Here is a 21,912-nt window from a genome sequence, read left to right on the forward strand (position 1 = left end):
GTGGTGCTTTCGGGGTGGGAAGTGGATGGGCGTTTCAGCCGAAGATCGGGAAACGGCGACGGCGCGCGAGCCGGTCCATCCCGGCCTGAATCGCGGCTTCAACCTGCTGGTAAATCGCATCGACGTACTCTGCGTCGTTGGCCCGCTCTGGGTCGCTGTCCACGGTGATGGGGTCGAGGATCTCGGTTCGGATCTTGGCGGGCAGCGGAATGTGCATCGGCAGGATCTCGATTGCCAGCGGGAAGGGGAATCCAGAGATGATCGGCATCGTCGCACCGCGCAGCCGCTTGCTCAGCCCGCTCCACCGTGCGAGTGCCCGGCCCTCGGAGAGGACGAAGACGGTGTCATGGCCCCCGATTGTTGCTACGGGCACGATGGGCACACCCGATCGGATGGCCTGCCGCACAAATCCTTTTCGCCCCGCGAGTACGGCCTTGTCCCGTTTGCTCCAGCTGCGCATCGCGTCTTGCTCGCCACCAGGCCAGACGACCACGTCGCGGCCTGCCCCGAGAGCCGCTGAGACCCCGTGCCGCGATGCGGGTATGACACCCACCGCTTTGAAATAGTCACCGATGAGGGGCGCGGCCATGAGGACGTCGTGAGCGGTGCCGTGCAGGATGCGCTTGCCCTCGAAGCGCCGGTGCCAGGCATGCACGAGCGTCCAGGCGTCCATTGTGAGTGATCCGCCGGAGTGCACACCCACGAGGAGTGACGGCTCGTTCGGCAACCGTTCCCACCCGTCAATTTCTAGGCGGAAGTAGCGGTCGCACAGGACGTCCCATATGGGCCGCTGAAGCAGGCGCATGAAGGTGGAGTTCGGCCCTTCTGATGTCTGAGCGTTCGCTACCCGGCGGGCAATGAACCGGGAAAGGGGATCACGATGCCCTTTCTGCGCTCGGGATTTCACCGGCAGGATCTGGTGCGCGCTGCGTGCGGGAGTCACTGACGAACTCCGCTGTGGAGCTGGGGCGGGCTGCGTGGTCGTTAGGGCTTTTGCAGGCATGACACCTTCCTTGGGGTATGACGGATGAGCGTTCCCTGGCCCAGGTGAACGCGGAGTTGTTGAGGCACGCCGAGTGGGCAGGATGTACCGCGAATCGGCGCGATGATGTTGTTGGGTCGTTCAGCTACGCAGAAATTGCCTCGATGTACGGGGCGTAGATACTGGCCACGCCTGAGATCGCTTCCTCGCGATCCTTGGGCGGGAGTGCAACGAAATTCAATGCGGTGCGAGTCATTGCTTCGCCTAAGACGTTTGCGTCGCGCTCGCTCGCCCCTACCCAGCTGTGCTGGAATGCCTCCGCGATGACTGGCGACGCATCATCCACGAGGAACTGGCTGTCCACAGTGATCATTCGCAGCAGGTCAATCGGCGCGTCGGGGCCGCGCAGCGAAGCTACGAGCGGATCCGCTTCGATGCGGTCGAAGAAGTCGCTGTACGCCGCATGGATAGCACCGTATGGATCACCAGATCTGGCCTGAATTTCCCGGGCGATCGCGTCAGCAATCTCACCGGTGAGGCGGGCCGCGTAGGCGCGGGCGAGCCCACTGCGGGACTGAAATTCGTTATAGAGCGTTTTGCGGCTGACACCGGCTGCAGCGGCGATGTCCGCCATTGTGACCGCAGACCACTTTTTGATCCTGAGTTGCTCACCAAGGGCATCTAGGAGGCCACTGCGCATGAGACTCAGCGCTGTTCGCTGGTACCGATTTGGCGACCACTCGGCCTCAACCATGCGCTTCAGACTAGTGGACGCATGAATCATCGTCGGCCTCCTCGCCATGAGGCCACCACGCGACTGTTCCGGCACTGACGTTGCGCCCGCGGGACTTGGCATGGGATCTCCTGATTTGCTGATCTGATTTACAGAATAGCACTCTGTGTGTAGTAAGTACACATATTGACAGACATGTGTACTTACTGGTGGTGTACGTCACCGGACAGCCGCGTGGCAGTTTCTCTCAAGAAGTGGCCAACTTCGTGCACCGCGCTACCGGATTCGGGAAGTAACCCCGCGTGCAGGTGGCACACGTGCCACATCCCGCTGAGCTTCCGGTAGCGCACCCTCCCGCCCGCGCTGCGCACGCGCGCAACGAATCGTTCGATACTGGGACGGAGGATCTCATCACTGGCCGCATGTACGAGCATGGGCGGGAGTCCCGTAAGGTCCGCCGATAGCGGTGCGAGCACCGCCGCTCCCGCCGCCGCGGCTCCAGGATCCCCAGCGCAGTACCTTTCGGCGCAAGCACGAAGCCAGCTGGCGCGCAGCATCAGATCACGATCGTCGTCATAAACGTCTGTCAGCGTGAGGTCCAGCCACGGTGACAGCAGCGCAAGCCCCGCGGGTGCTGGCATCCCCCGGTCCCGCATCGCGAGACAGAGCGAAAGCGCGAGGCCACCCCCAGCGGAGTCCCCCGCAACCGTGATCCGCTCGGCAGCGAGACCACGCTCTAACAGCGCTTCGTACGCGGTGACAGCATCGTCGAGCGCCGCCGGAAAAGGATGCTCGGGAGCGAGTCTGTACGCAGCCACAAACACGGGCATCCCGGATGCGGCTGACAGGTGAGCGGCCAGCGCCCGGTGCGTTGCGGGCGAGCCCACCGTGTAGCCGCCGCCATGGAGATAGAGGACCGCGCTGTGGGGGTCCGCGCCGGGGGTAGTGATCCATTCGGCCGCGCATCCACGCAATGAGATCCGGCGGACCTGGACTCCCCGCGGCGTCCTTGCGACCCGCGCCGCAAGTTCGAGCACGCGGCGCTGGCGCTGCACCGGCGCGCCGGGGCTGAGTGCCGGACGGACAATGCCGCGAATTACCAGTTTCATGAGCTGGCGCTGAAAGCTCATGAGGCAACTGCACCCACATACTGCGGTGCGCGAGCGGGCTCAGCGTGATAGTCGCTCTCGTTGAGCCTGCGCGTTGCGCGGCGGTACGCGAACGTGAAGCCCGGCCAGTTGTTCGTCACCTTGCCAGACGCCGTCTTGTACCAGCTTGAGCAGCCTTCAGCCCAGACTGTCGCACCGATTTTCTTCTGCACCTGCGCGTTGAAGGTGCCCTGGACGTGCTGCCGCACGTCGAGCCACTTGATATCGCCCTTGGCCAGACGTCTGACACCTTGCAGGATGTACCGGATCTGAGATTCGAGCATGAACACGATCGAGCTGTGCGAAAGGTTCGTGTTCGGGCCGTACAGCATGAAGAGGTTCGGGAAGCCCGAGACACTGATGCCAAGATACGCCTCCGCTCCGTCTCGCCACTCCTCATTGAGGGTCTTCCCGCCGAGGCCCGTAAACTCCATTGGTGAGAGGAATTCTGTCGCCTGGAATCCCGTGCCCAGAATGATGGCGTCAACTTTATGCAGTTCGCCATCAGCGGGAACCACCCCGTCAGGCGTGATCTCCGTGATCGCGGCCGTCACCACATCCACGTTCGGTTGCGCGAGTGCCGGGTAGTACTCGTTGGAAATCAGGATGCGTTTGCAGCCCATCGGATCTTTCGGTGTGAGCTTCGCACGAAGCGCCGGATCATGGATGTTCTGCTTGAGGTGACGTTTGAAGCGCCACTCGATCATCTTCATCGCCTGTGGGAACGTGGTGAACGCGAGTGCGCGCGGTTCGAGGGTGGCGTAGGTAGCCCACCGAGAAAGCCGCACAACTCCCGGGACACGACGGAACAGCTCGACCGCGGCCTTGGAGTAGGCGTAGTCGGGCTTCGGGATCACATGCGCGGCGTCCCGCTGAAACAGTTCCACCTGCGCACCACTCGCCGCAATCCTTGGGACGAACTGGATCGCCGAAGCGCCGGTGCCAATGACAGCTACCTTTTTCCCTTCCAGTTGGAAGTTATGGTTCCAGGTGGCGGAGTGGAAGATCTCACCTTCGAAGGTGTCGATGCCCGGGATGCGGGGATAGGCAGGCCGGCTGAGCTGTCCAGTTGCTGTGATAACGACGTCAGCCCGATGGGTGGAACCGTCAGCGATTTCGATCATCCAGTTCCCGGCCTGCTCGTCGAATTCCGCGCCACGCACCTCCGTGCTGAACTTGATGTGTGGCAGCAGGCCGTATTTGCGGGCGCAGTCGCGCAAATACTGGTGGATTTCCGCTTGCGGAGCGAAGCGGCGTGACCAGTCGGGTTTCGGCTCGAAGGAAAACGAATAGAGGTGCGAGGGGACATCACAGGCAGCACCTGGGTAGTCGTTGTCGCGCCACACACCGCCAACATCATCGGTCTTCTCGAACAGAGTGATGTTGTCGAAGCCAGCCTTCTTCAGCTGGATCGCCATACCCAAACCGCCGAAGCCGGTGCCGATGATGGCGACTGAAGGTGTGTGTGCACGCCGGGCTGCTCCCTGAACTGCCATGTTCGTGTCCTCGCATTGTGCTCGTCGGAATTGGGACTGAAATCGAGAATATTGAGGTCAGAACGTGGTTAACAGGTGATAATTGGCCGGAGAGTTACTAGATATGGCCACGGCGTACCGGGGGAACTGTGATTAGAGAAGCGTTGCCGCGCTCGCCGGCTAGCGCGGCTCTTCTCGTTCAGTTCGCGCAATCACGCGGCACCCCGCCTGAGACGTGCCTCAAAGGGACTCGGCTCACTCTGGGCGACCTGCGCAATCCAGCCACCGAAGTCGACGCACGGCAAGAGCTCCGCATCATCAGCAACATCGTCGATGCGCTCCACAGCGAACCTGGCCTCGGACTCGAAGTGGGCAGGCAATACCACCTCACCACGTACGGGATCTGGGGGTTCGCGCTCATCAGCAGTCCCACACTGCGTGACGCCATCGACGTCGGCTTGCGATTCGTGGGACTGACCTTCGCGTTCTGCCAGATCACTGCACGGCAGCACGGAGACGAGGTATGGCTCGTTCTCGACCCCAGTGAAGCGCCTGTCGCTGTGCGCCGCTTCGTCACGGAACGGGACAGCGCCGCGATTACGACGCTGCAACAGGAACTTTTCGCGCAGCCAGTCCCGGCGCGACGGGTGACCTTCACATTTCCCGAGCCAGACGACGGAATCGAGCGGTACGCCGAGACCTTCGGTGTTACACCGATCTTCGGCGCCGAGGAGAACACTCTTGCAATCGACCCCGCTTTTCTGGATCAGCCACTGCCGCAAGCGAACGAGTACGCGCGAGCAATCGCGCAGTCACAATGCCGCGACCTGCTCAACCAGCGCAAATCTCGGGCGGGCCTGTCTGGGCAAGTGCGTGACCTGCTGCTCGCTAATCCAGCGCAGCCGCTCACGCTTGATGAAGTCGCCCGCGAACTGCATACCAGTACACGAACCGTGCGCCGACAGCTCGCCTCGGAAGGAACCTCGCTGCGCGCCTTGATCAATGAGATAAGGGAAGGCCTCGCCGAGGAACTTCTGATCACGGGACGGATGCCAGTCGCTGACGTCGCCCACCGGCTTGGATACCTCGAAGTATCGAGCTTTTCACAGGCTTTCCGGCGCTGGAAAGGACTGGGACCGCGCGAGTATCGGGCGCGAGTGAGTGGCGCCCGGTGAGCCACGAATTGTCAGTGGTGTCTGGCAAGCTTCGCTATGAAACCCGGCGATGGGATAGGGGCCTGAAACTCACGCAAGCTGGGAAAATGGATAAGAGGGTGATGAGTTGAAAATGACCTGCAGCCACATCCCGTCAATGAAAAGTTACCCGCCTGGCGGAAGGGACGCGCGGAAAACGACGAGACCATGCACGAGACTTTGGATCGAGTCTTCAAGGCGAAGGACACCCGCGAACCACTGACATCACGGTGCTGAACCCTGACATTGCCCGCATTATCGCCCGCCAGCCCGAATTTCGTAGCGCGATCGTCGCGGACTTAGAAAGGAGTGCGCAATGACCGCTTCACCTCAGCAGGTGGAGATGTATCGGACTCAAGACGGGACGGTTGAGCTCGCGGTGCGTGCCGACGGCGAAACTGTGTGGTTGTCCAGGCAGCAACTCGCAACTCTTTTCGGCCGCGACGTCAAAACGATTGGCAAGCACATCTCGAATGCGGGCCGCGAAGAACTCGCCGGGATTTCAACTGTCGCAAAATTTGCGACAGTTCAGCCAGAAGGCGACCGGGTAGTCACACGGCAGTTAGAACACTACAGCCTGGACATGATCCTTTCGGTCGGATACCGCGTCAAGTCGACCGAAGGTGTCCACTTCCGGCGCTGGGCAAACAGTGTCTTGAAGAAGTATCTCGTCGAAGGAGCCGCGATCAACGAGCGACGTCTAGAGCAACTCGGCTCTATCGTCCGCATCCTCAGTCGTTCTACCGACGAGCTCGTCGCGGGAGTCGCCGATGTCCTTTCCGGCTACCTACCCGGCCTCACCCTGCTGCGCGACTACGACGACGGACGCATCGACACGCACCCTTCGGCGGTGCCGGGCTGGACTCTCACAATTGAGGAAGCGCGCACAGTGATCAGCCAAATAGCAGCCGAGTTCCAGTCTGATGGACTGTTCGGACGTGAGCGGGGCGAAGCACTGGACGGAGTGATAGCGGCCATTTACCAGAGCTTCGGCGGCAAGGACCTTTATCCAACGGTCGAAGAGAAGGCCGCGAACGTGCTGTACCTCGTGGTTAAGGATCACCCATTTGCCGACGGCAACAAGCGCAGCGCAGCGGCGTTGTTTGTTACTTTTCTCGCCCGCAACGGCGTTCTGCAGGATGAAGGCGGCAATCCGCGCATTACCAACAACGCGCTCGCCGCCATCACGCTCATGGTCGCCATGAGCGATCCCAGGGAGAAAGACCTGATGGTCTCGCTACTTATCCGCATGATCACCGAAGGGTCGGACAGATGATGTAGTTACCCAAATGGGAGACCTTCATAATGCCCGCAATCGCTGCGCTAGCGGATGGAAAAACCACCGCGCGGCGAGAAATCTACAGGCGGGCGGCAGCCAAGATGCGTCTGTCGACTAGCAGCTAAGCGACACGCTGCAGTCCGGTCAGCCCGTCTATCAGAATCGAATCGGGTGGGCACTATCCTAGGGATCACTGAGTACAAGGCCACAGCAAGGAGCCAAAAGACGTTCCTGCCCGAGGCCGTCCGCGACCGAATAGGTCAACTCATGAACAAATGTGCTCCGCCGGTCTGAGTGCAATACCGCTGGCATTCCATGGACGCCCGCATTCAGCCCACCACCTCACCCCTAAGCCACTGACACAGCAGCAGCGCAACCTCGACATCGAGTCGATCGTCGCTGATCTCGCGACCGCGGCGTTCCAGGGCCCGGCGGACGCGATATCTGACGGTGTTCGGATGCATGTGCAGGTGCTCAGCCGCGCTTTTGTAACCTGATTCAGCACGCAGGAACGCGCGCAACGTTTCACGGAGTCGCTCGTCGCCTGCCGTGTCTGACGCGAGCGGCCCGAGGACCTCCTGCACCCATGCCCGCACTGCCTCACCCTTTTCGGCGAGCAGTCCCGCGAGCAAGACACCACATTCACTAGCCTTAATAATCCGAACGTCTGGCCGTGCGGCAGCGAGCGCCACGATGCGGGCCTCACGCGCCTGCTGGTGCGAACGGCGAAAACCTTCCAAGCCGGGCAGGGGCTGACCAACTGAGAGGAACGGGGCACCCGAGTCCGCCTCAGCTATCTCTCGTATCCGTTGCAGCACAGTCGCTTTAGCGTCTGCGAGTATCGGGATCCACGCCCACCCCGTTAGCCGGTCGGCTGCAACAAACAGTGGCGCCTCCACGCCCGCTTCGCCGCTGTCAGCGAGCCTCTGCACGAACCGTTCGATGACGGCGAGTTCTCCACCGCCTCGCTGATCGTTGCACCACAGAATGAGCGCCAGGTGTGTCCGCCGCAGCGGGTAGCTGATGGCCGAGGTAAGCACATCGATATCAGCATCGGTGTGCTCGGCTTCGAGAAGTTCCCGGATACGTGACGCGCGCAGGCTGGTGCGGCTTGCCTGCCAGCGGTCTCGCTCGTCCTGATAGGCCCCGATCACGCGTTGCGAGATCCAGTCGATGTAGCTAAACGTGATCGCGGTGATCCATTCGATCACATCGAGCATCACACCGGATTCGAGGCCGTAGTTGCGGATCTCCGCCATCACAACGTTCAGGACTGTTTGATGACCAATCCGGTAGGCGCGCACCAGAGCGTCCGCAGAGACATCCCGCTGCGCGAGCCGGCGTGCGTATTCCAGCGCGGTTGTCGGGGGCTCAATGTGGTCGAGCGTGATGTCGTTGCGGATAGCAGCGAAAACGGTGTCGATGTTCGCCACCACTGTGTCGTGGAGCAACTGCAGTAGCTGAGCATCATCACGCAACTCCGGTATTTCACGGATCAGCGTCTCTTGGGTAGCGCGCGCGACGTCACCCACGCGGTCATCCAGCTGTGTGGTGATCGCTGCCGCGGCATGCGCGACTGCGGCCCGGTCAGGGTCACCAAATTGACGGTGCGCCATGTGCGCAGCGTAGTTCTGGACCTTTGGATCTGTGCGTGATTCGCACTCTCAATTTTGTATCGCCGTTACAAACTATCCGATGAAGTTGGTATCGCCGCACCATCGGCGCGAACGCACGCTGACCGTACCGTTTCTTCCAAGCACCCCACAGAAACTGCTTTCCGATCTTGTATCTCACCGACAAAGCGAGGCACCCATGAGTACGACAGCGCACAGCGACCTCGGCAGCATTGATCTGGCTGACCCACGGGTGTGGGACGGCGGCCCTCCCTATGCACTGTTCAAGCGATTGCAGCGCGAGGATCCGGTGCATTTCAGCCCGCAACGCTCAGCTCCGGAGGAGGGCGGATTTTGGTCGATCACACGGTTCGACGACGTTCGTGCCGTCAGCCGCGACCACAAGACGTTCTCATCGGAGAAACGCGGAATCTTCCACTTCGACGACATCGGCGTCCCGCTCGACATTCAGCGGCTGCAAATGATTTCGATGGACCCGCCGCGCCATGACCGGCTCAAAGCGCTCGTCATCAAGGCCTTCACGCCACAGCGGGTCGCCGAACACGAAGCACACATCAGGCAGATCATCGGTCACGTGCTCGACGGTGTGGCGGATAAGAAACAATTCGATCTTGTCGCAGAAGTCGCACGGCCGATACCGGCGCGTGTCATCGGATCGTTTCTCGGTACCCCACCGGAAGACGACGCCAAGCTGGTGTATTGGACGAACGTCTTTACCGCCTTCGAAGACCCCGCTATCCGTGAGCAATGGTCGGATACCGCGGCCATCGTCACGGAGGTCATCGAATACGTCAACGGGCTGATCGAACAGCGTCGCCAGAATCCTCAGGATGACCTGATCACTGCCCTCATGAACGCTGAAGTCGACGGCGAGAAACTCAATGAGCTTGAGCTAGCGACGTTCTTCATCCTGCTGATGTCCGCTGGTAACGACTCGACCAGAGCCACCTACAGCGCCACCATGCTCGAACTGCTGCGCAACCCCGAGTTGCTCGCCCAGTTACGCGAGAAGCCGGAACTGATCGACGCTGCGGTTGAGGAAGGGCTGCGCTGTTATCCCGCTTTCGCGTTCATGGCGAGAGCAGCGACCCGTGATGTCGAAATGCACGGTAAGACGATCAAAGAAGGCGACCGCGTTCTGCTGTGGTATCTCGCATCGAACCGCGACGAAACAGCCTTCGACAACCCCGACACGTTCGACATCACCCGGCCTGGACTCGCGGACAAGCACCAGGCGTTCGGCGGACGCGGACGCCACTTCTGCCTCGGCGCCAATCTGGCCCGCCTGGAACTGAAGCTGTGGATTGAGCAGACACTCAAGCGCTTCCCAGACCTCCAACTCGACGGCGAGCCCACACGTGTGCGTGCGCTGTTTCTGAACCAGTACAATTCGATTCCCGTTCGGCGGACGTCATGACCGCTCCAAACGTGATTGCCGATTCACCCCAGCGCAGTAAAAGCGCGTACCGGGAAGTTGAGCTCGACCTCCAGGTCCGTAAGCGCGAGACGGTGGCGGAGGGCGTCGTCGTCCTCACCCTGGCGGACCCAGATGACGCGGACCTGCCTGATTGGTCGCCTGGCGCGCACATCGACCTGATGATGACACCAACGCTCGTGCGCCAGTACTCGCTCTGCGGCGATACGTCCAACCGCAAAGAGTGGCAGGTCGGAGTGCTGCTCGATCCGGCCAGCCGTGGCGGTTCGCAGTTCGTCCATGACAGTTTGAGCGAAGGCGCCACAGTACGCGTTCGTGGTCCCCGTAACCATTTTCCATTCGTCAATTCGCGCAAGTACACGTTTATTGCCGGAGGTATCGGGATCACCCCAATGGTGCCGATGATCGGTGCTGCCATCTCTACGGGCGCCGATTGGCGGCTGCTGTACGGCGGGCGTTCCCGGAAGACAATGGCCTTCGTCGATGACCTCGAGAAGCACGGCGATCGTGTCGTCATCAGCCCTAAAGACGAGACGGGGCGCATCGACATCGCGGCGGAGCTGGCTGAAGCGCAGAACGACACCGTTGTCTACTGCTGCGGGCCTGAAGGCCTGCTCACTGCTGTTGAGAAGGCGTGCGATCACTGGCCTGCTGGAAGCCTGCAAGTGGAGCGTTTCGCGGCGAAAGCCGTGGAGCCCGCACCAGAGGGCGACGCACCCTTCGTTGTCGAATGCCAGCGCTCTGGGGTCACCGTGGATGTCCCGCCCGGCAAGACCATCTACGACGCTGTCGAGGCAGTCGGCGTTGATGTCCTCGGCTCGTGCATGGAAGGCGTCTGCGGCACCTGCGAATGCGACGTCCTGGAAGGGACCCCCGACCACCGCGACTCGGTCCTATCCGACGCCGAACGGGACAGCGGTGACACCATCCTGATCTGCGTTTCGCGATCCCGGTCCGAAAGGCTGGTGCTGGACCTATGAAAACCAACTACCCCTTCAACTGCTGGTACGTCGCCGCGACGAGCGCGGAGGTGACGCGTGGAAATTTGCTGGCACGGCGGCTACTGGACAAACCCGTAGTGCTGTACCGGAGCGCCACAGGGGCGGTTGTCGCTCTCGAGGACCGTTGTCTCCACCGCGCCTATCCGCTGTCTGAAGGTCGTTGCGAAGGCGACCGCATCGTGTGCGGCTACCACGGTTTCACTTACGACCCTGATGGCCGACTGGTCGGCGTGCCCTCTCAAACGAATGTTCCGCGCGGCGCGCGGCTGACAAAGTATCAAGTGCAAGAAAGGTCTGGGTTCGTCTGGATCTGGCTGGGTGACCCGGGCGCGGCCAGCTTGCGCCCACCGCCTCGAATGCCGTGGTCGGCCGACGGCGAGGGATGGACCTCATCAGTCGAGGCGCTGCCCGTACAGGCGAATTACCTGCTGCTGCACGAACACTATCTCGACCTGACAAACGTCTTCTCGATGTACCCCGAGGCCGCGCCGCCGGATATCCACACACTGCCTCCGCTTGAGGAAGTCGAAGTTTCCGAAATGTCAGTGTCGCACTCACGCCTGACGGCTCCGACCCGGCCAGCGGAATGGGAATTGAAGGTCGCGCAACTCGCCGCCAGCACTGCGCTGCCCCGTCTTGAAGAAGGGTCGTTCGTGTCCCCCGCGCTGCACGTGCAGCGCTACGTTATCGATCCCTCGGGCGCAACGCCGTACACACTTATCCGGATTCAGGGCTTCACACCTGAAAGCCCCACTGCGACACACGTGTTCCTGCGTATCCAGCGTGACTACGCCCGCGGTGACGACGGTGTCACAGAGTACTTGCGAACAATGTTCCACGAGATGGCGATGCGTGACACCGCCGTCCTGGAGAAAATTCAGATGCGGCATGCCGAGGATCTTCAGGCCGGAATGGCACCCCGGCGCGACCTCAACGTGAAAGCGGATCGCGCTGCGGTACGGGCCCGCCAGATCGCCCTGCATGCACACGGTGGGCGGCAGAGTTGACACAGCGTGAGGCGGTCGAGCGAGTAGTGCAGGCCGACGAGGTCGCCCTACTCGATCGCCACGTGGTCACGTTGCCCGACGATGCACGGGAAGTATCAACCCCATACTCAGAGTGAAAACTCCGCCACGACCACATCGGTGTGCGTGAAGTCGTCCCCCTTGAACAACAGTGGCTCGCCCGCTGAGATGGCTAGCGCGTAAGCGAAGCAGTCTCCAAAGTTGAGTTGTGCTGGATGACCGCTCCCCTTACCGAAATCTCGATACGCCTCGCGAGCGACGCCCGCGTGCTCAACGGTGACGGCGACCAATTCCAGGCCAAGAGCGTCAACAAGCTCATTGAAGCGTCGCGTGACCACGGGGTCCGGTTGCCGGTCAATCTTGATCGCCACTTCGAGATAGTTCACAACAGACATGCGGAGCCTATCGGCCGATGCAAGAGCGCGAACAAATGCGGCACGCTCGGGCTCATTTTTCAGAATTGCGAGCAATGCTGATGCGTCAACGATCACTCCGGCAGCCCTGACTGATCGTAGAGGTCGTCAGTAATCAGCATTTCACGGTCTTGATCGGACAGCCGGGCATCGATGTCCTGCAGTATTACGTCGATACGTTGCACTTTCCCCCTTGCGGCATGCTCGTCCTCATCGCCGAGTCGTTCCAGAAGAAGCCGCAAAGCTTCCTCGATGACACTCGTTTGAGATCGCCCCGTCCGCGCGGCAGCTTCACGCGCAAGAGCGTGCACGCGCTCATTTTTTATATTTAACCCCATATCTACCATTCCTCCCTTGCATGGTAGAAGTCTACCTTGCTGTGGATCATAGCGCCCGCCGCGGAAGCGCGTCGACGACCCGAACCGGAAGCTGCTCAAGAGCACGCGCGTCCTCGCTGCAATGAGTGACCCCAATCAGTCGATGAGACGATTCCTCATGGCGTACTGAACCAAAGCAGCATTGCCGTCCAGGCCCATCTTCTTGAGCAGTCGCGATCGGTAAGTACTGACGGTTTTGATGCTGATATGCATTTCCTGTGCGATTGCCGTCAGACTCACGCCGTTGGCAATTTTGATCATGACCGCGTATTCACGTTCAGACAGTTGGAGGTGGCGATCCTCACCCTGAAGAGAATCGAGCTTCTCCAGCATTTGTTCTGCAACCTCTGGTGTGATGTACCGGCCACCCTCGACGACTTTGTGGATCGCCTCGAGCAGGAGTTCAGCGTCCATATCTTTGGACACGTAGCCGCGCGCTCCGGCCTCGAAGGCACGGATCGCGTACTGCTTCGCGGAGTACATGCTCAGCACGATGACTGGTAGCTGTGGATCCAGGCGCTGGAGGGACGGTAATAACTCGATGCCGCTCCGCACTGGAAGGTTGATGTCGAGCAGCACGACGTCAAAAGAGCGTTCGCGCAATAGCCGGAGGGCTGACGCGCCGTCGTCTGCCTGCGCGACAGTGCGAATGCGTCGATCCTCCTCGAGGAGGCGCATGAGTCCGGCGCGGAAGATCGTGTGGTCGTCCACCAACAGAACGTCGATCATGAGTCCCTGAATCTTTCGCTGTCTGACGTTGGCCGCCGTGGCTGGCACGGGCGCCGGGGTACAGCCCATTTGACCACGGTAACGCTCCTCAGTCGCGGCGCTGCTGCGTGGGATTTTTCTGACACCGATCACCGCGCAATTCCGACTGCCCCGGGAGCGAGTGCTTAGCAGAATGCACGTAATCAGTCAGCTTGCGGAAGGTAGCACTAGCAGATGACATATTCACCACCGATTCGCGAGATGCAGTTTGCACTGCACGAAGTGGTCGACGCAACGTCAGTTCTCCGTGCAGCGGGCATCGAGATCGACGCCGAGACGATCGACGGTGTCCTCGAAGGCGCGGGCGACTTTTGTGCACGGGTTATTGCGCCGCTGAACGCCTCGGGCGATCGACAGGGCTGCCGGCGCGACGGTGACAGCGTCATCACGCCCGATGGCTTCAAGACGGCATACGAGAAGTTCGTGGCCGGCGGATGGCCGGGCGTGGACTGTGAGGAGCGTGACGGGGGCGGTGGTTTGCCGTCGATGATCGGCTCCGCGATCAAAGAGATGCTGGCATCAGCGAACCCGTCGTGGGCGCTGTATACGAGCCTCTCCACAGCGGCCTACCGGTGTTTGAACGCGAACGCCTCCGAAGGGTTGCGGAAGCGGTATCTGCCGCAACTGGCTTCGGGCCGGTGGACCGGCACGATGTGTCTGACCGAAGAACATTGCGGGACCGATTTGGGGATGCTGCGCACACGCGCGGTTCCCGCGGAGGATGACTCATTCAGGCTGACCGGAACCAAGATCTTCATAACCTCCGGCGAGCACGACCTCGCGGAGAACATCGTCCATCTCGTCCTCGCACGGACCCCGGATGCACCTGCGGGCACCCGAGGTATCAGCCTGTTCGCGGTGCCAAAGCGGCACGTCGACAAGGACGGCACCGTGGGTGCGCGCAATGGCGTGTTTTGCGATGCCATCGAGGAAAAGATGGGTTTACACGGCAGTGCTACCTGCGTCTTGAGGTTCGACAATGCTGTGGGCCACCTTGTCGGCGAACTCAACAAGGGCTTGGCCGCAATGTTCGTGATGATGAACAGCGCCCGGTTGGGCACCGGTTTGCAGGCACTCGGGGTAAGCGAGTTGGCCGGCCAAATGGCGTTGACGTACGCGCGAGAACGACTCCAGTCGCGTGCACCCACATCGCTGCAGGACCCAGCAATGCCGGCCGATCCGATCATCAATCAGCCCGACGTTCGGCGGATGCTGCTGACGCAAGCAGCATGGACCAACGGTGGTCGGATGCTTCTCTACTGGCTGGCGCTGCATGTCGACGTACGCAAGAAGTCCAGCGATCCTGCAGCCCGCCAATGCGCGGACGACATTCTCTCGCTCCTGACCCCGATGGCCAAAGCGTTCATGTCGGATCGGGCGGTTGAGGTGGCCTCCCTTGCCATGCAAGTGCATGGCGGTGCAGGCTACGTCACAGACTATGGTGTCGAACAAACACTGCGCGATGCGCGAATTCTCCCAATCTATGAGGGCACCAACGGAGTTCAGGCCTACGACCTCCTCGCGCGCAAGGTGTTAGGTGATGACGGCCGCAGGCTGGCCGGCCTGTTGAGTACCGTTCGCGAGTTCACCGGTGAGGCAGGTATCCATCCGGAAACCAAGCCGTTCCGCGCCACCCTGGCAAAGCTATGCGATGACGTCGAGGACCTCAGCGCTGACCTCGCAGAATGGTCAAAGAATGACGACCTCCGGATTGGCACCAGCGCAGCCGACTTCCTCGAACTCATCGGGTATTGGATGGTCGCCTACTTTTGGGCCCGGGCCGCTGCCGTCGTTCACGCTCTCGCGGATGACGCCACACCGTTTCACCACCAGCAGCTGGCACTCGCACGCTTCTACTTCGACAAGCTGCTGCCGAACACTGCGGCGATTGCCGCGCGCGCCCGCTCGTCCACAGCAACGCTGATGGATCCCGCTGCGATCTTCGCTCGCTGACGCAGGTTCAGGCCCGACAAGCTTGCTACTCCACACCCCTAGGAGAACCACATGATCCACGCGGCCGGAGTCCCCGACGATGTCCTCGCCGACGTCGTCAAACAAATCACGCATTTCGTGCGCACGAAGGTCGTTCCGCGGGAGAACGAAATCATGACCACGGACGCTATCCCCGACGATCTGCGCGCCCTCGCGGCCGAGATGGGGTTATTCGGGTACGCACTGCCCGAGGAGTGGGGCGGCCTCGGGCTCAACCTCGTCGGCGACGTCGAAGTCGCGATGGAACTGGGCTACACGACCCTGTCGTTGCGCTCACTTTTCGGCACCAATAACGGCATCGCCGGCCAGGTGCTCGTCGGCTTCGGCACCGACGAGCAGCGTGCACGATGGCTGCCGCGAATGGCAGCAGGCGGCGTGGTCGCCTCGTTTGCACTTACAGAACCCGGTGCGGGCTCCAACCCCGCTGGGCTCACCACCACCGCAACATCGATCGGTGACGAGTGGATCATCAACGGCAGCAAGAGGTTTATCACCAACGCACCCATCGCAGACCTATTCGTAGTTTTTGCGCGCACCAAGCCGACCGGCCAGGACGACAACGGGATCGCGGTCTTCCTCGTGCCAGCTGACTCCGACGGTGTCCACGTCGGGCACAAGGACGCGAAAATGGGACAGCAAGGCGCTGGCACAGCTGATGTCACGTTCACTGATGTCCATGTCGGAGCTGATGCCCTGGTGGGTGGGGATGCTGCGATTGGCTATCGTGCCGCGATGGCATCCCTCGCGCGCGGGCGAGTGCACATTGCCGCGCTCTCCGTCGGACAGGCGCAGCGCGCACTCGACGAATCCGTCGAATACGCCGCTCACTCCACCCAGGGCGGCACACCCATCGGCGAGTTTCAGTTAGTGCAGGCGATGCTGGCCGATCAGCAAACTGGCGTCATGGCCGGGCGGTCACTCGTACGTGAAGCAGCGCGCAGTTGGGTTGACAACACCGACCGCCGAATCGCACCGTCGGCGGCCAAACTTTTCTGCACCGAGATGGCCGGGAAAGTCGCGGACCTCGCAGTGCAAATTCACGGCGGAACGGGATATATGAGAGAAGTTCCGGTCGAGCGGATCTACCGTGACGTCAGGTTGTTGCGCCTCTACGAGGGCACCAGCGAGATTCAGCGACTCATCATCGGACGTGGCCTCATGCGAACGGCATCGGCAGCGAGCGCACCGGCATGATCTCATGGTGAGGATTCCGCCGCGCCAAGGGAGGTGACCGTGTCAGATTTCGAACGCGACTTCTCCTCGAATGCGGCGCATCTTTTTCACGGCATCGTGGATCAAAACGCCGCGGGAATCTACCTTGCTCAAGGCGGTGTGCTGCGCTACGTTAACCGCCAGTTCGCCCGCTTCTTCGGGACCACGCCGGAGCGTCTAGAGGGACGCTCAGTCGCTGACGTCGCGCCGCCTAAGCAACGCGCAAGGCTGGTGGCGCATTACGAAAACCGCATAGAGGGTGCACCGCTGCCACACTTCCTTATTCAGGCGGAGATCCGCGATCAGGGGCTGCGGCAGATTGAGTTGCACGGTAACCGGGTGGTCTACCGCGGTGAACCCGCCGTTGTGGGTATTGCGCTGGACGTTACCGAACGCGAAGATTCGCACGCCGAACTGGTGGAGTCGCGGTCGCAGCTGCGAGCATTGATGTCAAGGCTGGAGAACGCGCAGGACGCGGAGCGAACTCAGATTGCGCTGGAACTGCACGACAACCTCGGCGGGCTGCTGACGGCGCTGAAGTTCGACACCGCCCGCATGCGACGCCGACTCGAACGGCTGCGCAGCGATCCGGTCACTCCGGCGGCGATTGATGAACTGCTGCAACTCAACTCAGATATCACCGGCACAGCCCAGGAGTCCATTGCTGCGGTACGCCGTCTGTCCGAACAGCTTCGGCCGAGTTCACTGGCCGAGTTGGGCTTCTACGGCGCGTTGCGTGACTACGCCGCAAAGTTCGAGACACGCTACGGCATTGCGGTGTCAATCGCGTTCCCCCATGACGCGTCGTGCGCCGCGCCAGCGGCGGAGCTGGACGCGTTCAGGATGCTGCAGGAGGGGCTAACCAACGTGGCTCGGCATGCCGAGGCCACCCAGGTGACGGTGGTTCTGTCCCGTGAGAAGGACGCTTTGGTGTTTTCCATCGCTGACAACGGTCGCGGTTACCCACCGGAAAACCACCGGCGATCTGGTCTCGGGCTCGTGGGCGTGCGAGAGAGAGCCCGAAGGCTTGGGGGTCGTGTCGATTTCGGGAACGGCCCGGCAGGTGGTGCGCGAATCGTCGTCCACCTGCCATGGCAGTTCAGCACCTAGCAAAGGGACAAGGCTGCGTTCGGGGTTGACCTTCGAGCTGGTTGAGACCTGAAGATAATCAGGTGACTGACACAGAACTGATGTCGATCGGCGCGTTCGCGAAGCTAGTCGGCCTGACCGCGAGCGCATTGCGGTTCTACGACGACGCCGGTGTGCTTCGCCCCGACGAGGTCATTCCGCTGACCGGCTACCGGATGTACAGCCCCTCGCAACTGACTCGTGCCTTCCAGTTACGGCAGCTGCGCGAAATCGGAATGCCGTTGCCGATTGTCGAGAAGTTCTTCACCGCGGACGCCGAGGAGGCAGCGCTGCTGATCGACGAGCAGGCCGCTAAGGCCGCCAAGGGGGCTTCTGCCGTCCAGGAGGCTGCTGCCGGGCTCAAGGCTTCGCTCGGTCATCAGCCGCAGCTTATGATCTGCTCGCTGCCGGGGCCGGTCCTCGCAGGCGCTGTCGACGACGTTCTGGCCACCACGATCCACGACCCCGATATGCCGATCCTGAACGGCGTGCGTTTAGCGGCAGATTCCGAATCAGTAACACTCACAGCGACCGACCGGTACCGGCTCGCTACGCGAACGCTAGTTCCAGCGCATTCTTCCGGCGAATCGTGGGCAGGCACTCTCTCCGGTGACGATCTGAGAGCCTTGACTCCCCGGCTCCGGCGCAGCGTCACTGTAAAACTTGCGGCTGGCAAGCGAGCCCTGAGCATCCTACTTGGCGACGGCACCGTCCTGTACTGCCGCCTGCTGACCGGAGCCTTTCCGGATCACCGGCTCTTGCTCGACTCTCTCGCGCCGTCCTCCTGCTGAGCGAGCCAGTCGGTGAGGGCGCGTGACACACGCGAGGGTGTTTCGATAGGGGCAAGGTGCCCTTCCCCAGTCAGCATTTCTACTGCAGGGCTCCCAGGGAGCCGGTCTTGCAGTTGAGCTACCTGGCTGACCGGGATCCAGGGGTCCTGCTGGCCCCACCCGATCTTCACGGGGCAGCGCACCCGATCCAGGCTTTCTGCGACGGGCCTGGTGTGTTCGGGGTCAAGCGCGGCGATCTGGCGATAGAAGGCTGACTGCCCGGACGCCCCGAGCCACGGCTCGCTCAATGTGTCGATCCAGCCGGGTGTCAACGGGTGGCCTGCCGCTCCGGCGATATATGCCTTAACCAGCGCCGCGTGGAGCGCAGCTGGGAGTTCCGCGAAAACGTTGGGATGGTCAGCGACCAAACGGAAGAACGGCGATCCCCATGGGTCGAGTGTCACGATGTCCCACAGAAACAGCCCGGCATAGTCAGTGTTGTGCAGCAGGTGCGCCCCGAGCGCAACGGCTCCTCCGATGTCGTGTGCGACGACGTATGGCCGGTCGAGGCGCCAGTGCGTGTGCAGCTGAGCGAATCGTGTCATCTGGGAGGCTAGATCGACCGGCACTGCCGGATCCTTCGTTGATCTGCCGTAGCCGGGCATGTCCCATAGGAACACCCGATAACTGCTGCTTAAGTGCCATGCCGCCGCCGCCCATACCTGAGATGACCACGGTGTTCCATGGCAGAACACCACATCGCCGCGCGAAGCCGTTCGCTGTGGTGTGAGTTCGTACACCGCGACGCTCGCGCCACCGACGGTGACGTGCACGGGCTCCGGCAAGCGCGCTTCTCTCGTATTCATGAGGTGACGCTAAAACCTCAGGCCAACCTGAGGTCAAGCGGAAATAATGGCGGCATGAAGATTGGAGAAGCCGCTCGCCGCCTCGGAGTTGCCGAGCATGTGCTGAGGCACTGGGATGACGTCGGCGCCGTCGTACCGGACCGCACAGCGTCCGGGCACCGTGAATACAGCGAGGAACACCTGCACCGCCTGCAGGTCCTGCGGGCCTGCCAGAGTGTCGGCATGAGCCTGCCCGAGATCCGGCACGTTCTGCACCGCAGTGAGCCCGGCAGAACGCGGGTGATCGAACGGCAACTCCACCGGATCCGAGCACAACGAGCGCAACTCGAGGATGCCGAACGCTTTCTCGTCCACGTGATCACCTGCGAGCACGACCTACTCACCAGGTGCGAGGCGTGCACGAAATACGCCGCAACCACACTCTGAGCTAAGAGATCAGATCGGGCAGAAATGTCACAATTCCCGGAAACGCTATCAGCACCCCGATGAAGACCAAGACGACTGGCAGGAAAAGAAGAATGCTGACGATCACGTCGCGCAAAGTGATGTCGTGACCTTGATTCACCATGGGGTCTTTGACAATGCTGTGCACGATGTAACAGATAATGCCAACCGGCGGCGTAATCATGCCTAGTTCGCCTAGCAAGACAGCGAAGACACCAAACCAGATGAGCGAGATCTCAAGCTCGGCAAGCGTCGGGATAAGCAGCGGAATGGTGAGAAGCATCATCGACAGCGAGTCCATGAAGGCGCCCATGACAAGGTAAGCCACCATCATGATGAGCAGAAACTCGACGCGACTCAATCCGAGGCTGGTGATCCAGTCCGAGAATCCGGTGGCAAGCCCCGAGATTGATAGCAGCCGGGTGAGCATGTACGCACCAATGATCAGGAAGAAAATCGCGCCCACGGTGCGCACTGTTTCGGTCGCAGCATCGGCCACTACCGCAAATGGACCATTCTTGCGCTTGTACATCACAGTCACGATCAATGCCAGCAGCGCGCCACCCGCGCCCGCTTCGGTCGCGGTCAGCAGCCCCGTCAGCATGCTGACGACCACGGCGACAATCAGAAGTGGTATCGGCCAAATTGCAAGGAGTGACCGTCCCAGCTCGTTCTTCGAACTGCCCCCTGCCCGCGACCCGCTAGATAATGGAGCGTTGCGGCCGGCCAGCGACGGGCGCGCAACGCTGACTGCGAAGATCACTACGCTACAGAACAGTGCGATCAAGATCCCCGGCACAATGCCGGCGACGAGCTGCGGGCCGACGGGAACATTCGCGATCCCCGCGTAAATGACGAGCAGGATGCTGGGCGGAATGAGATGGCCCGGCAAGCATGCGACGATCACGGAGCCAACCGCCATCCGCTTGTCGTATCCGGCTCGCAACATCTCAGGAATGCCAATGCGCCCCAGCGTGTAGGTTATCCCGATCGTCGAGCCCGATACCGCCGCCATTCCAGCGCCTGCGCTGTTGGTGCCGATTGCAAGTCCACCCGGCAGCCAGCTCAGCCATTGGCGCGCAGCGACGTATATTTTGGTCGCCACCCCTGATTTCGCCAGCAGCAAGCCCATAAAGACAAACATCGGCAGCACCGAGAGAGACCAGGACGCCACCGTGTCATAGGGAAGGTGTGCGAGCATGTTCACGGCGGCCCGGTCACCAGCGAGCGCATACACACCGATGACTGACGGGACAGCGAGAGCGATCGCAACCGGGAGCTTGATCAGCATCAAAAGCACGAGCATGCCGACGGCTGCGAGGCCCACCACTTCTCGTGGAGCGCCGGAGAACATCGCGCCAACGCACGCGGCGAGAAGGGCAGCGACTACTACCCGCGTTGTGGTTCGGTGCATCGTGCTAGACCCGGCTGCAGATCCAGGTTCTGGGTTCTGCATCAGCGTTCTAGTGGGCAAGATACTGGTCATCACTTTCCCCTGGAATCAATCGTGGTGACAGCTGCCGCGTCAGGATTCCTGGAGCGCATCACCATAACGAGATCGAGCATGAGCTGCAGCGCGAACAGCGCGAAGGCAAGGGGGACAACGAAGTAAACGGGCCACGTGACAATCCCGCTTGCTCCGCCGGTTTGACCAACCATGTATGCATCGATTGCGGCGTTCATGCCGAATACGGTGAACGCGCTGGCCAGCGCAATCGCCAGGACCTGGCCAAATATCTGCGCCTCGAGCTGAACGCGCAGAGGCAGTCGATCAAAAATCAGCCTCGCCTCAATATGATCACGCCCTCGCTGCGCAAGGTAAATCCCCAAAAGCACCGCCAGGGGCATGTACCAATACTGCACAAACTCTTGAGTTCCGGTAATAGGCTCCGCCAATGCGTACCGCATTAGCGCATTAGCCACGGTATGAAGCATGATCGCAACCACGGCAATCACTGCGATTGCCTGAATGGCGGTGTTGACCAGGCGGGACAGTTTCACCGCCAAAGCCACCGTACGCATTAGGATACCTTCCGT

21 protein-coding genes are annotated in these 21,912 nt (G+C 61.3%); 10 read left to right on the forward strand and 11 right to left on the reverse strand.

The features are described 5' to 3' along the window. Nucleotides 1-34: 34 nt before the first annotated feature. The 4 genes from ONR57_RS21665 to ONR57_RS21680 form a co-directional block, all read right to left on the reverse strand. Nucleotides 35-805, reverse strand: a complete 771-nt coding sequence (locus tag ONR57_RS21665; protein ID WP_374116506.1) for a lysophospholipid acyltransferase family protein — start codon at nt 803-805, stop codon at nt 35-37. A 322-nt stretch (nt 806-1,127) separates the two neighbouring features. Beyond that, nucleotides 1,128-1,838 carry a TetR/AcrR family transcriptional regulator gene (locus ONR57_RS21670; RefSeq protein WP_265125784.1) on the reverse strand — a complete coding sequence of 237 codons (711 nt, stop codon included), beginning with the start codon at nt 1,836-1,838 and terminating at the stop codon, nt 1,128-1,130. A gap of 80 nt (nt 1,839-1,918) precedes the next feature. Continuing rightward, nucleotides 1,919-2,845 carry an alpha/beta hydrolase gene (locus tag ONR57_RS21675; protein ID WP_265125785.1) on the reverse strand — a complete coding sequence of 309 codons (927 nt, stop codon included), beginning with the start codon at nt 2,843-2,845 and terminating at the stop codon, nt 1,919-1,921. Further along, on the reverse strand, nt 2,842-4,359 hold the full coding sequence (locus tag ONR57_RS21680; RefSeq protein ID WP_265125786.1) for an NAD(P)/FAD-dependent oxidoreductase: 1,518 nt from the start codon (nt 4,357-4,359) through the stop codon (nt 2,842-2,844). The genes ONR57_RS21675 and ONR57_RS21680 overlap by 4 nt, the downstream gene beginning before the upstream one ends. Nucleotides 4,360-4,487: 128 nt before the next feature. On the opposite strand from ONR57_RS21680, the gene ONR57_RS21685 reads away from it, so the two are divergent. Beyond that, nucleotides 4,488-5,513, forward strand: a complete 1,026-nt coding sequence (locus ONR57_RS21685; protein WP_265125787.1) for an AraC family transcriptional regulator — start codon at nt 4,488-4,490, stop codon at nt 5,511-5,513. 334 nt (nt 5,514-5,847) lie between these two features. Further along, the gene (gene rhuM / locus ONR57_RS21690; RefSeq protein ID WP_265125788.1) at nt 5,848-6,807 is read left to right on the forward strand and encodes a RhuM family protein; all 960 of its coding nucleotides are present in this window, start codon (nt 5,848-5,850) and stop codon (nt 6,805-6,807) included. A 332-nt stretch (nt 6,808-7,139) separates the two neighbouring features. On the opposite strand, the gene ONR57_RS21695 is transcribed toward rhuM, so the two are convergent. Then, nucleotides 7,140-8,426: a CdaR family transcriptional regulator gene (locus ONR57_RS21695; RefSeq protein WP_265125789.1), complete on the reverse strand. Its 1,287-nt coding sequence runs from the start codon at nt 8,424-8,426 to the stop codon at nt 7,140-7,142. Nucleotides 8,427-8,622: 196 nt separating this feature from the next. On the opposite strand from ONR57_RS21695, the gene ONR57_RS21700 reads away from it, so the two are divergent. The 3 genes from ONR57_RS21700 to ONR57_RS21710 are packed head-to-tail and all read left to right on the forward strand — an operon-like array spanning nt 8,623 to nt 11,887. Then, nucleotides 8,623-9,861 (forward strand): cytochrome P450, encoded by a 1,239-nt coding sequence (locus ONR57_RS21700; RefSeq protein ID WP_265125790.1) that lies wholly within the window; start codon nt 8,623-8,625, stop codon nt 9,859-9,861. Further along, the gene (locus tag ONR57_RS21705; RefSeq protein WP_265125791.1) at nt 9,858-10,859 is read left to right on the forward strand and encodes a PDR/VanB family oxidoreductase; all 1,002 of its coding nucleotides are present in this window, start codon (nt 9,858-9,860) and stop codon (nt 10,857-10,859) included. The genes ONR57_RS21700 and ONR57_RS21705 overlap by 4 nt, the downstream gene beginning before the upstream one ends. Beyond that, nucleotides 10,856-11,887, forward strand: a complete 1,032-nt coding sequence (locus tag ONR57_RS21710) for an aromatic ring-hydroxylating dioxygenase subunit alpha (protein WP_265125792.1) — start codon at nt 10,856-10,858, stop codon at nt 11,885-11,887. The genes ONR57_RS21705 and ONR57_RS21710 overlap by 4 nt, the downstream gene beginning before the upstream one ends. Before the next feature lie 107 nt (nt 11,888-11,994). On the opposite strand, the gene ONR57_RS21715 is transcribed toward ONR57_RS21710, so the two are convergent. From ONR57_RS21715 to ONR57_RS21725, 3 genes are all read right to left on the reverse strand, one after another. Continuing rightward, on the reverse strand, nt 11,995-12,396 hold the full coding sequence (locus tag ONR57_RS21715; protein WP_265125793.1) for a type II toxin-antitoxin system VapC family toxin: 402 nt from the start codon (nt 12,394-12,396) through the stop codon (nt 11,995-11,997). Then, a complete protein-coding gene (locus tag ONR57_RS21720) occupies nt 12,393-12,665 on the reverse strand; it encodes a type II toxin-antitoxin system VapB family antitoxin (RefSeq protein WP_308198736.1) in 273 nt (90 codons plus the stop codon). The genes ONR57_RS21715 and ONR57_RS21720 overlap by 4 nt, the downstream gene beginning before the upstream one ends. Before the next feature lie 126 nt (nt 12,666-12,791). Next, nucleotides 12,792-13,493, reverse strand: a complete 702-nt coding sequence (locus ONR57_RS21725; RefSeq protein WP_265125795.1) for a response regulator transcription factor — start codon at nt 13,491-13,493, stop codon at nt 12,792-12,794. Between the two features lie 144 nt (nt 13,494-13,637). Between ONR57_RS21725 and ONR57_RS21730 the strand changes: the two genes are divergently transcribed. The 4 genes from ONR57_RS21730 (at nt 13,638) to ONR57_RS21745 (ending at nt 18,586) form a co-directional block, all read left to right on the forward strand. After that, nucleotides 13,638-15,416 carry an acyl-CoA dehydrogenase family protein gene (locus ONR57_RS21730; RefSeq protein WP_265125796.1) on the forward strand — a complete coding sequence of 593 codons (1,779 nt, stop codon included), beginning with the start codon at nt 13,638-13,640 and terminating at the stop codon, nt 15,414-15,416. A 51-nt stretch (nt 15,417-15,467) separates the two neighbouring features. Continuing rightward, nucleotides 15,468-16,649: an acyl-CoA dehydrogenase family protein gene (locus tag ONR57_RS21735; RefSeq protein WP_265125797.1), complete on the forward strand. Its 1,182-nt coding sequence runs from the start codon at nt 15,468-15,470 to the stop codon at nt 16,647-16,649. 39 nt (nt 16,650-16,688) lie between these two features. After that, entirely contained in the window at nt 16,689-17,777 is a 1,089-nt protein-coding gene (locus ONR57_RS23435) for a PAS domain-containing sensor histidine kinase (protein WP_265125798.1), read from the forward strand. Nucleotides 17,778-17,839: 62 nt separating this feature from the next. After that, entirely contained in the window at nt 17,840-18,586 is a 747-nt protein-coding gene (locus ONR57_RS21745; protein WP_265125799.1) for a MerR family transcriptional regulator, read from the forward strand. Here the strand turns inward: ONR57_RS21745 and ONR57_RS21750 are convergent. After that, nucleotides 18,544-19,431: an alpha/beta fold hydrolase gene (locus ONR57_RS21750; protein ID WP_265125800.1), complete on the reverse strand. Its 888-nt coding sequence runs from the start codon at nt 19,429-19,431 to the stop codon at nt 18,544-18,546. The two genes, ONR57_RS21745 and ONR57_RS21750, sit on opposite strands and share 43 nt — an antisense overlap. 54 nt (nt 19,432-19,485) lie before the next feature. Here ONR57_RS21750 and ONR57_RS21755 point away from each other — a divergent pair, with 54 nt between their 5' ends. Then, nucleotides 19,486-19,857 carry a MerR family transcriptional regulator gene (locus ONR57_RS21755; RefSeq protein WP_265125801.1) on the forward strand — a complete coding sequence of 124 codons (372 nt, stop codon included), beginning with the start codon at nt 19,486-19,488 and terminating at the stop codon, nt 19,855-19,857. Nucleotide 19,858: 1 nt separating this feature from the next. On the opposite strand, the gene ONR57_RS21760 is transcribed toward ONR57_RS21755, so the two are convergent. Both ONR57_RS21760 and ONR57_RS21765 read right to left on the reverse strand, forming a co-directional pair. Beyond that, nucleotides 19,859-21,361: a TRAP transporter large permease gene (locus ONR57_RS21760; RefSeq protein ID WP_265125802.1), complete on the reverse strand. Its 1,503-nt coding sequence runs from the start codon at nt 21,359-21,361 to the stop codon at nt 19,859-19,861. Further along, nucleotides 21,361-21,897, reverse strand: a complete 537-nt coding sequence (locus ONR57_RS21765) for a TRAP transporter small permease (protein ID WP_265125803.1) — start codon at nt 21,895-21,897, stop codon at nt 21,361-21,363. The genes ONR57_RS21760 and ONR57_RS21765 overlap by 1 nt, the downstream gene beginning before the upstream one ends. Nucleotides 21,898-21,912 lie beyond the last annotated feature (15 nt).

The sequence above is a fragment of the Hoyosella sp. YIM 151337 genome, assembly GCF_026041215.1.
Classification (GTDB): domain Bacteria; phylum Actinomycetota; class Actinomycetes; order Mycobacteriales; family Mycobacteriaceae; genus Hoyosella.

What these genes read in the sequence shown, in the direction of transcription:
- ONR57_RS21710 (WP_265125792.1), top strand. Translation starts at nt 10,856, where the DNA reads ATGAAAACCAACTACCCCTTCAACTGCTGGTACGTCGCCGCGACGAGC.
- ONR57_RS21765 (WP_265125803.1), bottom strand. Translation starts at nt 21,897, where the DNA reads ATGCGTACGGTGGCTTTGGCGGTGAAACTGTCCCGCCTGGTCAACACC.
- rhuM (WP_265125788.1), top strand. Translation starts at nt 5,848, where the DNA reads ATGACCGCTTCACCTCAGCAGGTGGAGATGTATCGGACTCAAGACGGG.
- ONR57_RS21720 (WP_308198736.1), bottom strand. Translation starts at nt 12,665, where the DNA reads ATGGTAGATATGGGGTTAAATATAAAAAATGAGCGCGTGCACGCTCTT.
- ONR57_RS21705 (WP_265125791.1), top strand. Translation starts at nt 9,858, where the DNA reads ATGACCGCTCCAAACGTGATTGCCGATTCACCCCAGCGCAGTAAAAGC.
- ONR57_RS21750 (WP_265125800.1), bottom strand. Translation starts at nt 19,431, where the DNA reads ATGAATACGAGAGAAGCGCGCTTGCCGGAGCCCGTGCACGTCACCGTC.
- ONR57_RS21760 (WP_265125802.1), bottom strand. Translation starts at nt 21,361, where the DNA reads ATGACCAGTATCTTGCCCACTAGAACGCTGATGCAGAACCCAGAACCT.
- ONR57_RS21700 (WP_265125790.1), top strand. Translation starts at nt 8,623, where the DNA reads ATGAGTACGACAGCGCACAGCGACCTCGGCAGCATTGATCTGGCTGAC.
- ONR57_RS21675 (WP_265125785.1), bottom strand. Translation starts at nt 2,845, where the DNA reads ATGAGCTTTCAGCGCCAGCTCATGAAACTGGTAATTCGCGGCATTGTC.
- ONR57_RS21730 (WP_265125796.1), top strand. Translation starts at nt 13,638, where the DNA reads ATGACATATTCACCACCGATTCGCGAGATGCAGTTTGCACTGCACGAA.
- ONR57_RS21665 (WP_374116506.1), bottom strand. Translation starts at nt 805, where the DNA reads ATGCGCCTGCTTCAGCGGCCCATATGGGACGTCCTGTGCGACCGCTAC.
- ONR57_RS21680 (WP_265125786.1), bottom strand. Translation starts at nt 4,359, where the DNA reads ATGGCAGTTCAGGGAGCAGCCCGGCGTGCACACACACCTTCAGTCGCC.
- ONR57_RS21725 (WP_265125795.1), bottom strand. Translation starts at nt 13,493, where the DNA reads ATGGGCTGTACCCCGGCGCCCGTGCCAGCCACGGCGGCCAACGTCAGA.
- ONR57_RS21695 (WP_265125789.1), bottom strand. Translation starts at nt 8,426, where the DNA reads ATGGCGCACCGTCAATTTGGTGACCCTGACCGGGCCGCAGTCGCGCAT.
- ONR57_RS21755 (WP_265125801.1), top strand. Translation starts at nt 19,486, where the DNA reads ATGAAGATTGGAGAAGCCGCTCGCCGCCTCGGAGTTGCCGAGCATGTG.
- ONR57_RS21735 (WP_265125797.1), top strand. Translation starts at nt 15,468, where the DNA reads ATGATCCACGCGGCCGGAGTCCCCGACGATGTCCTCGCCGACGTCGTC.
- ONR57_RS21670 (WP_265125784.1), bottom strand. Translation starts at nt 1,838, where the DNA reads ATGCCAAGTCCCGCGGGCGCAACGTCAGTGCCGGAACAGTCGCGTGGT.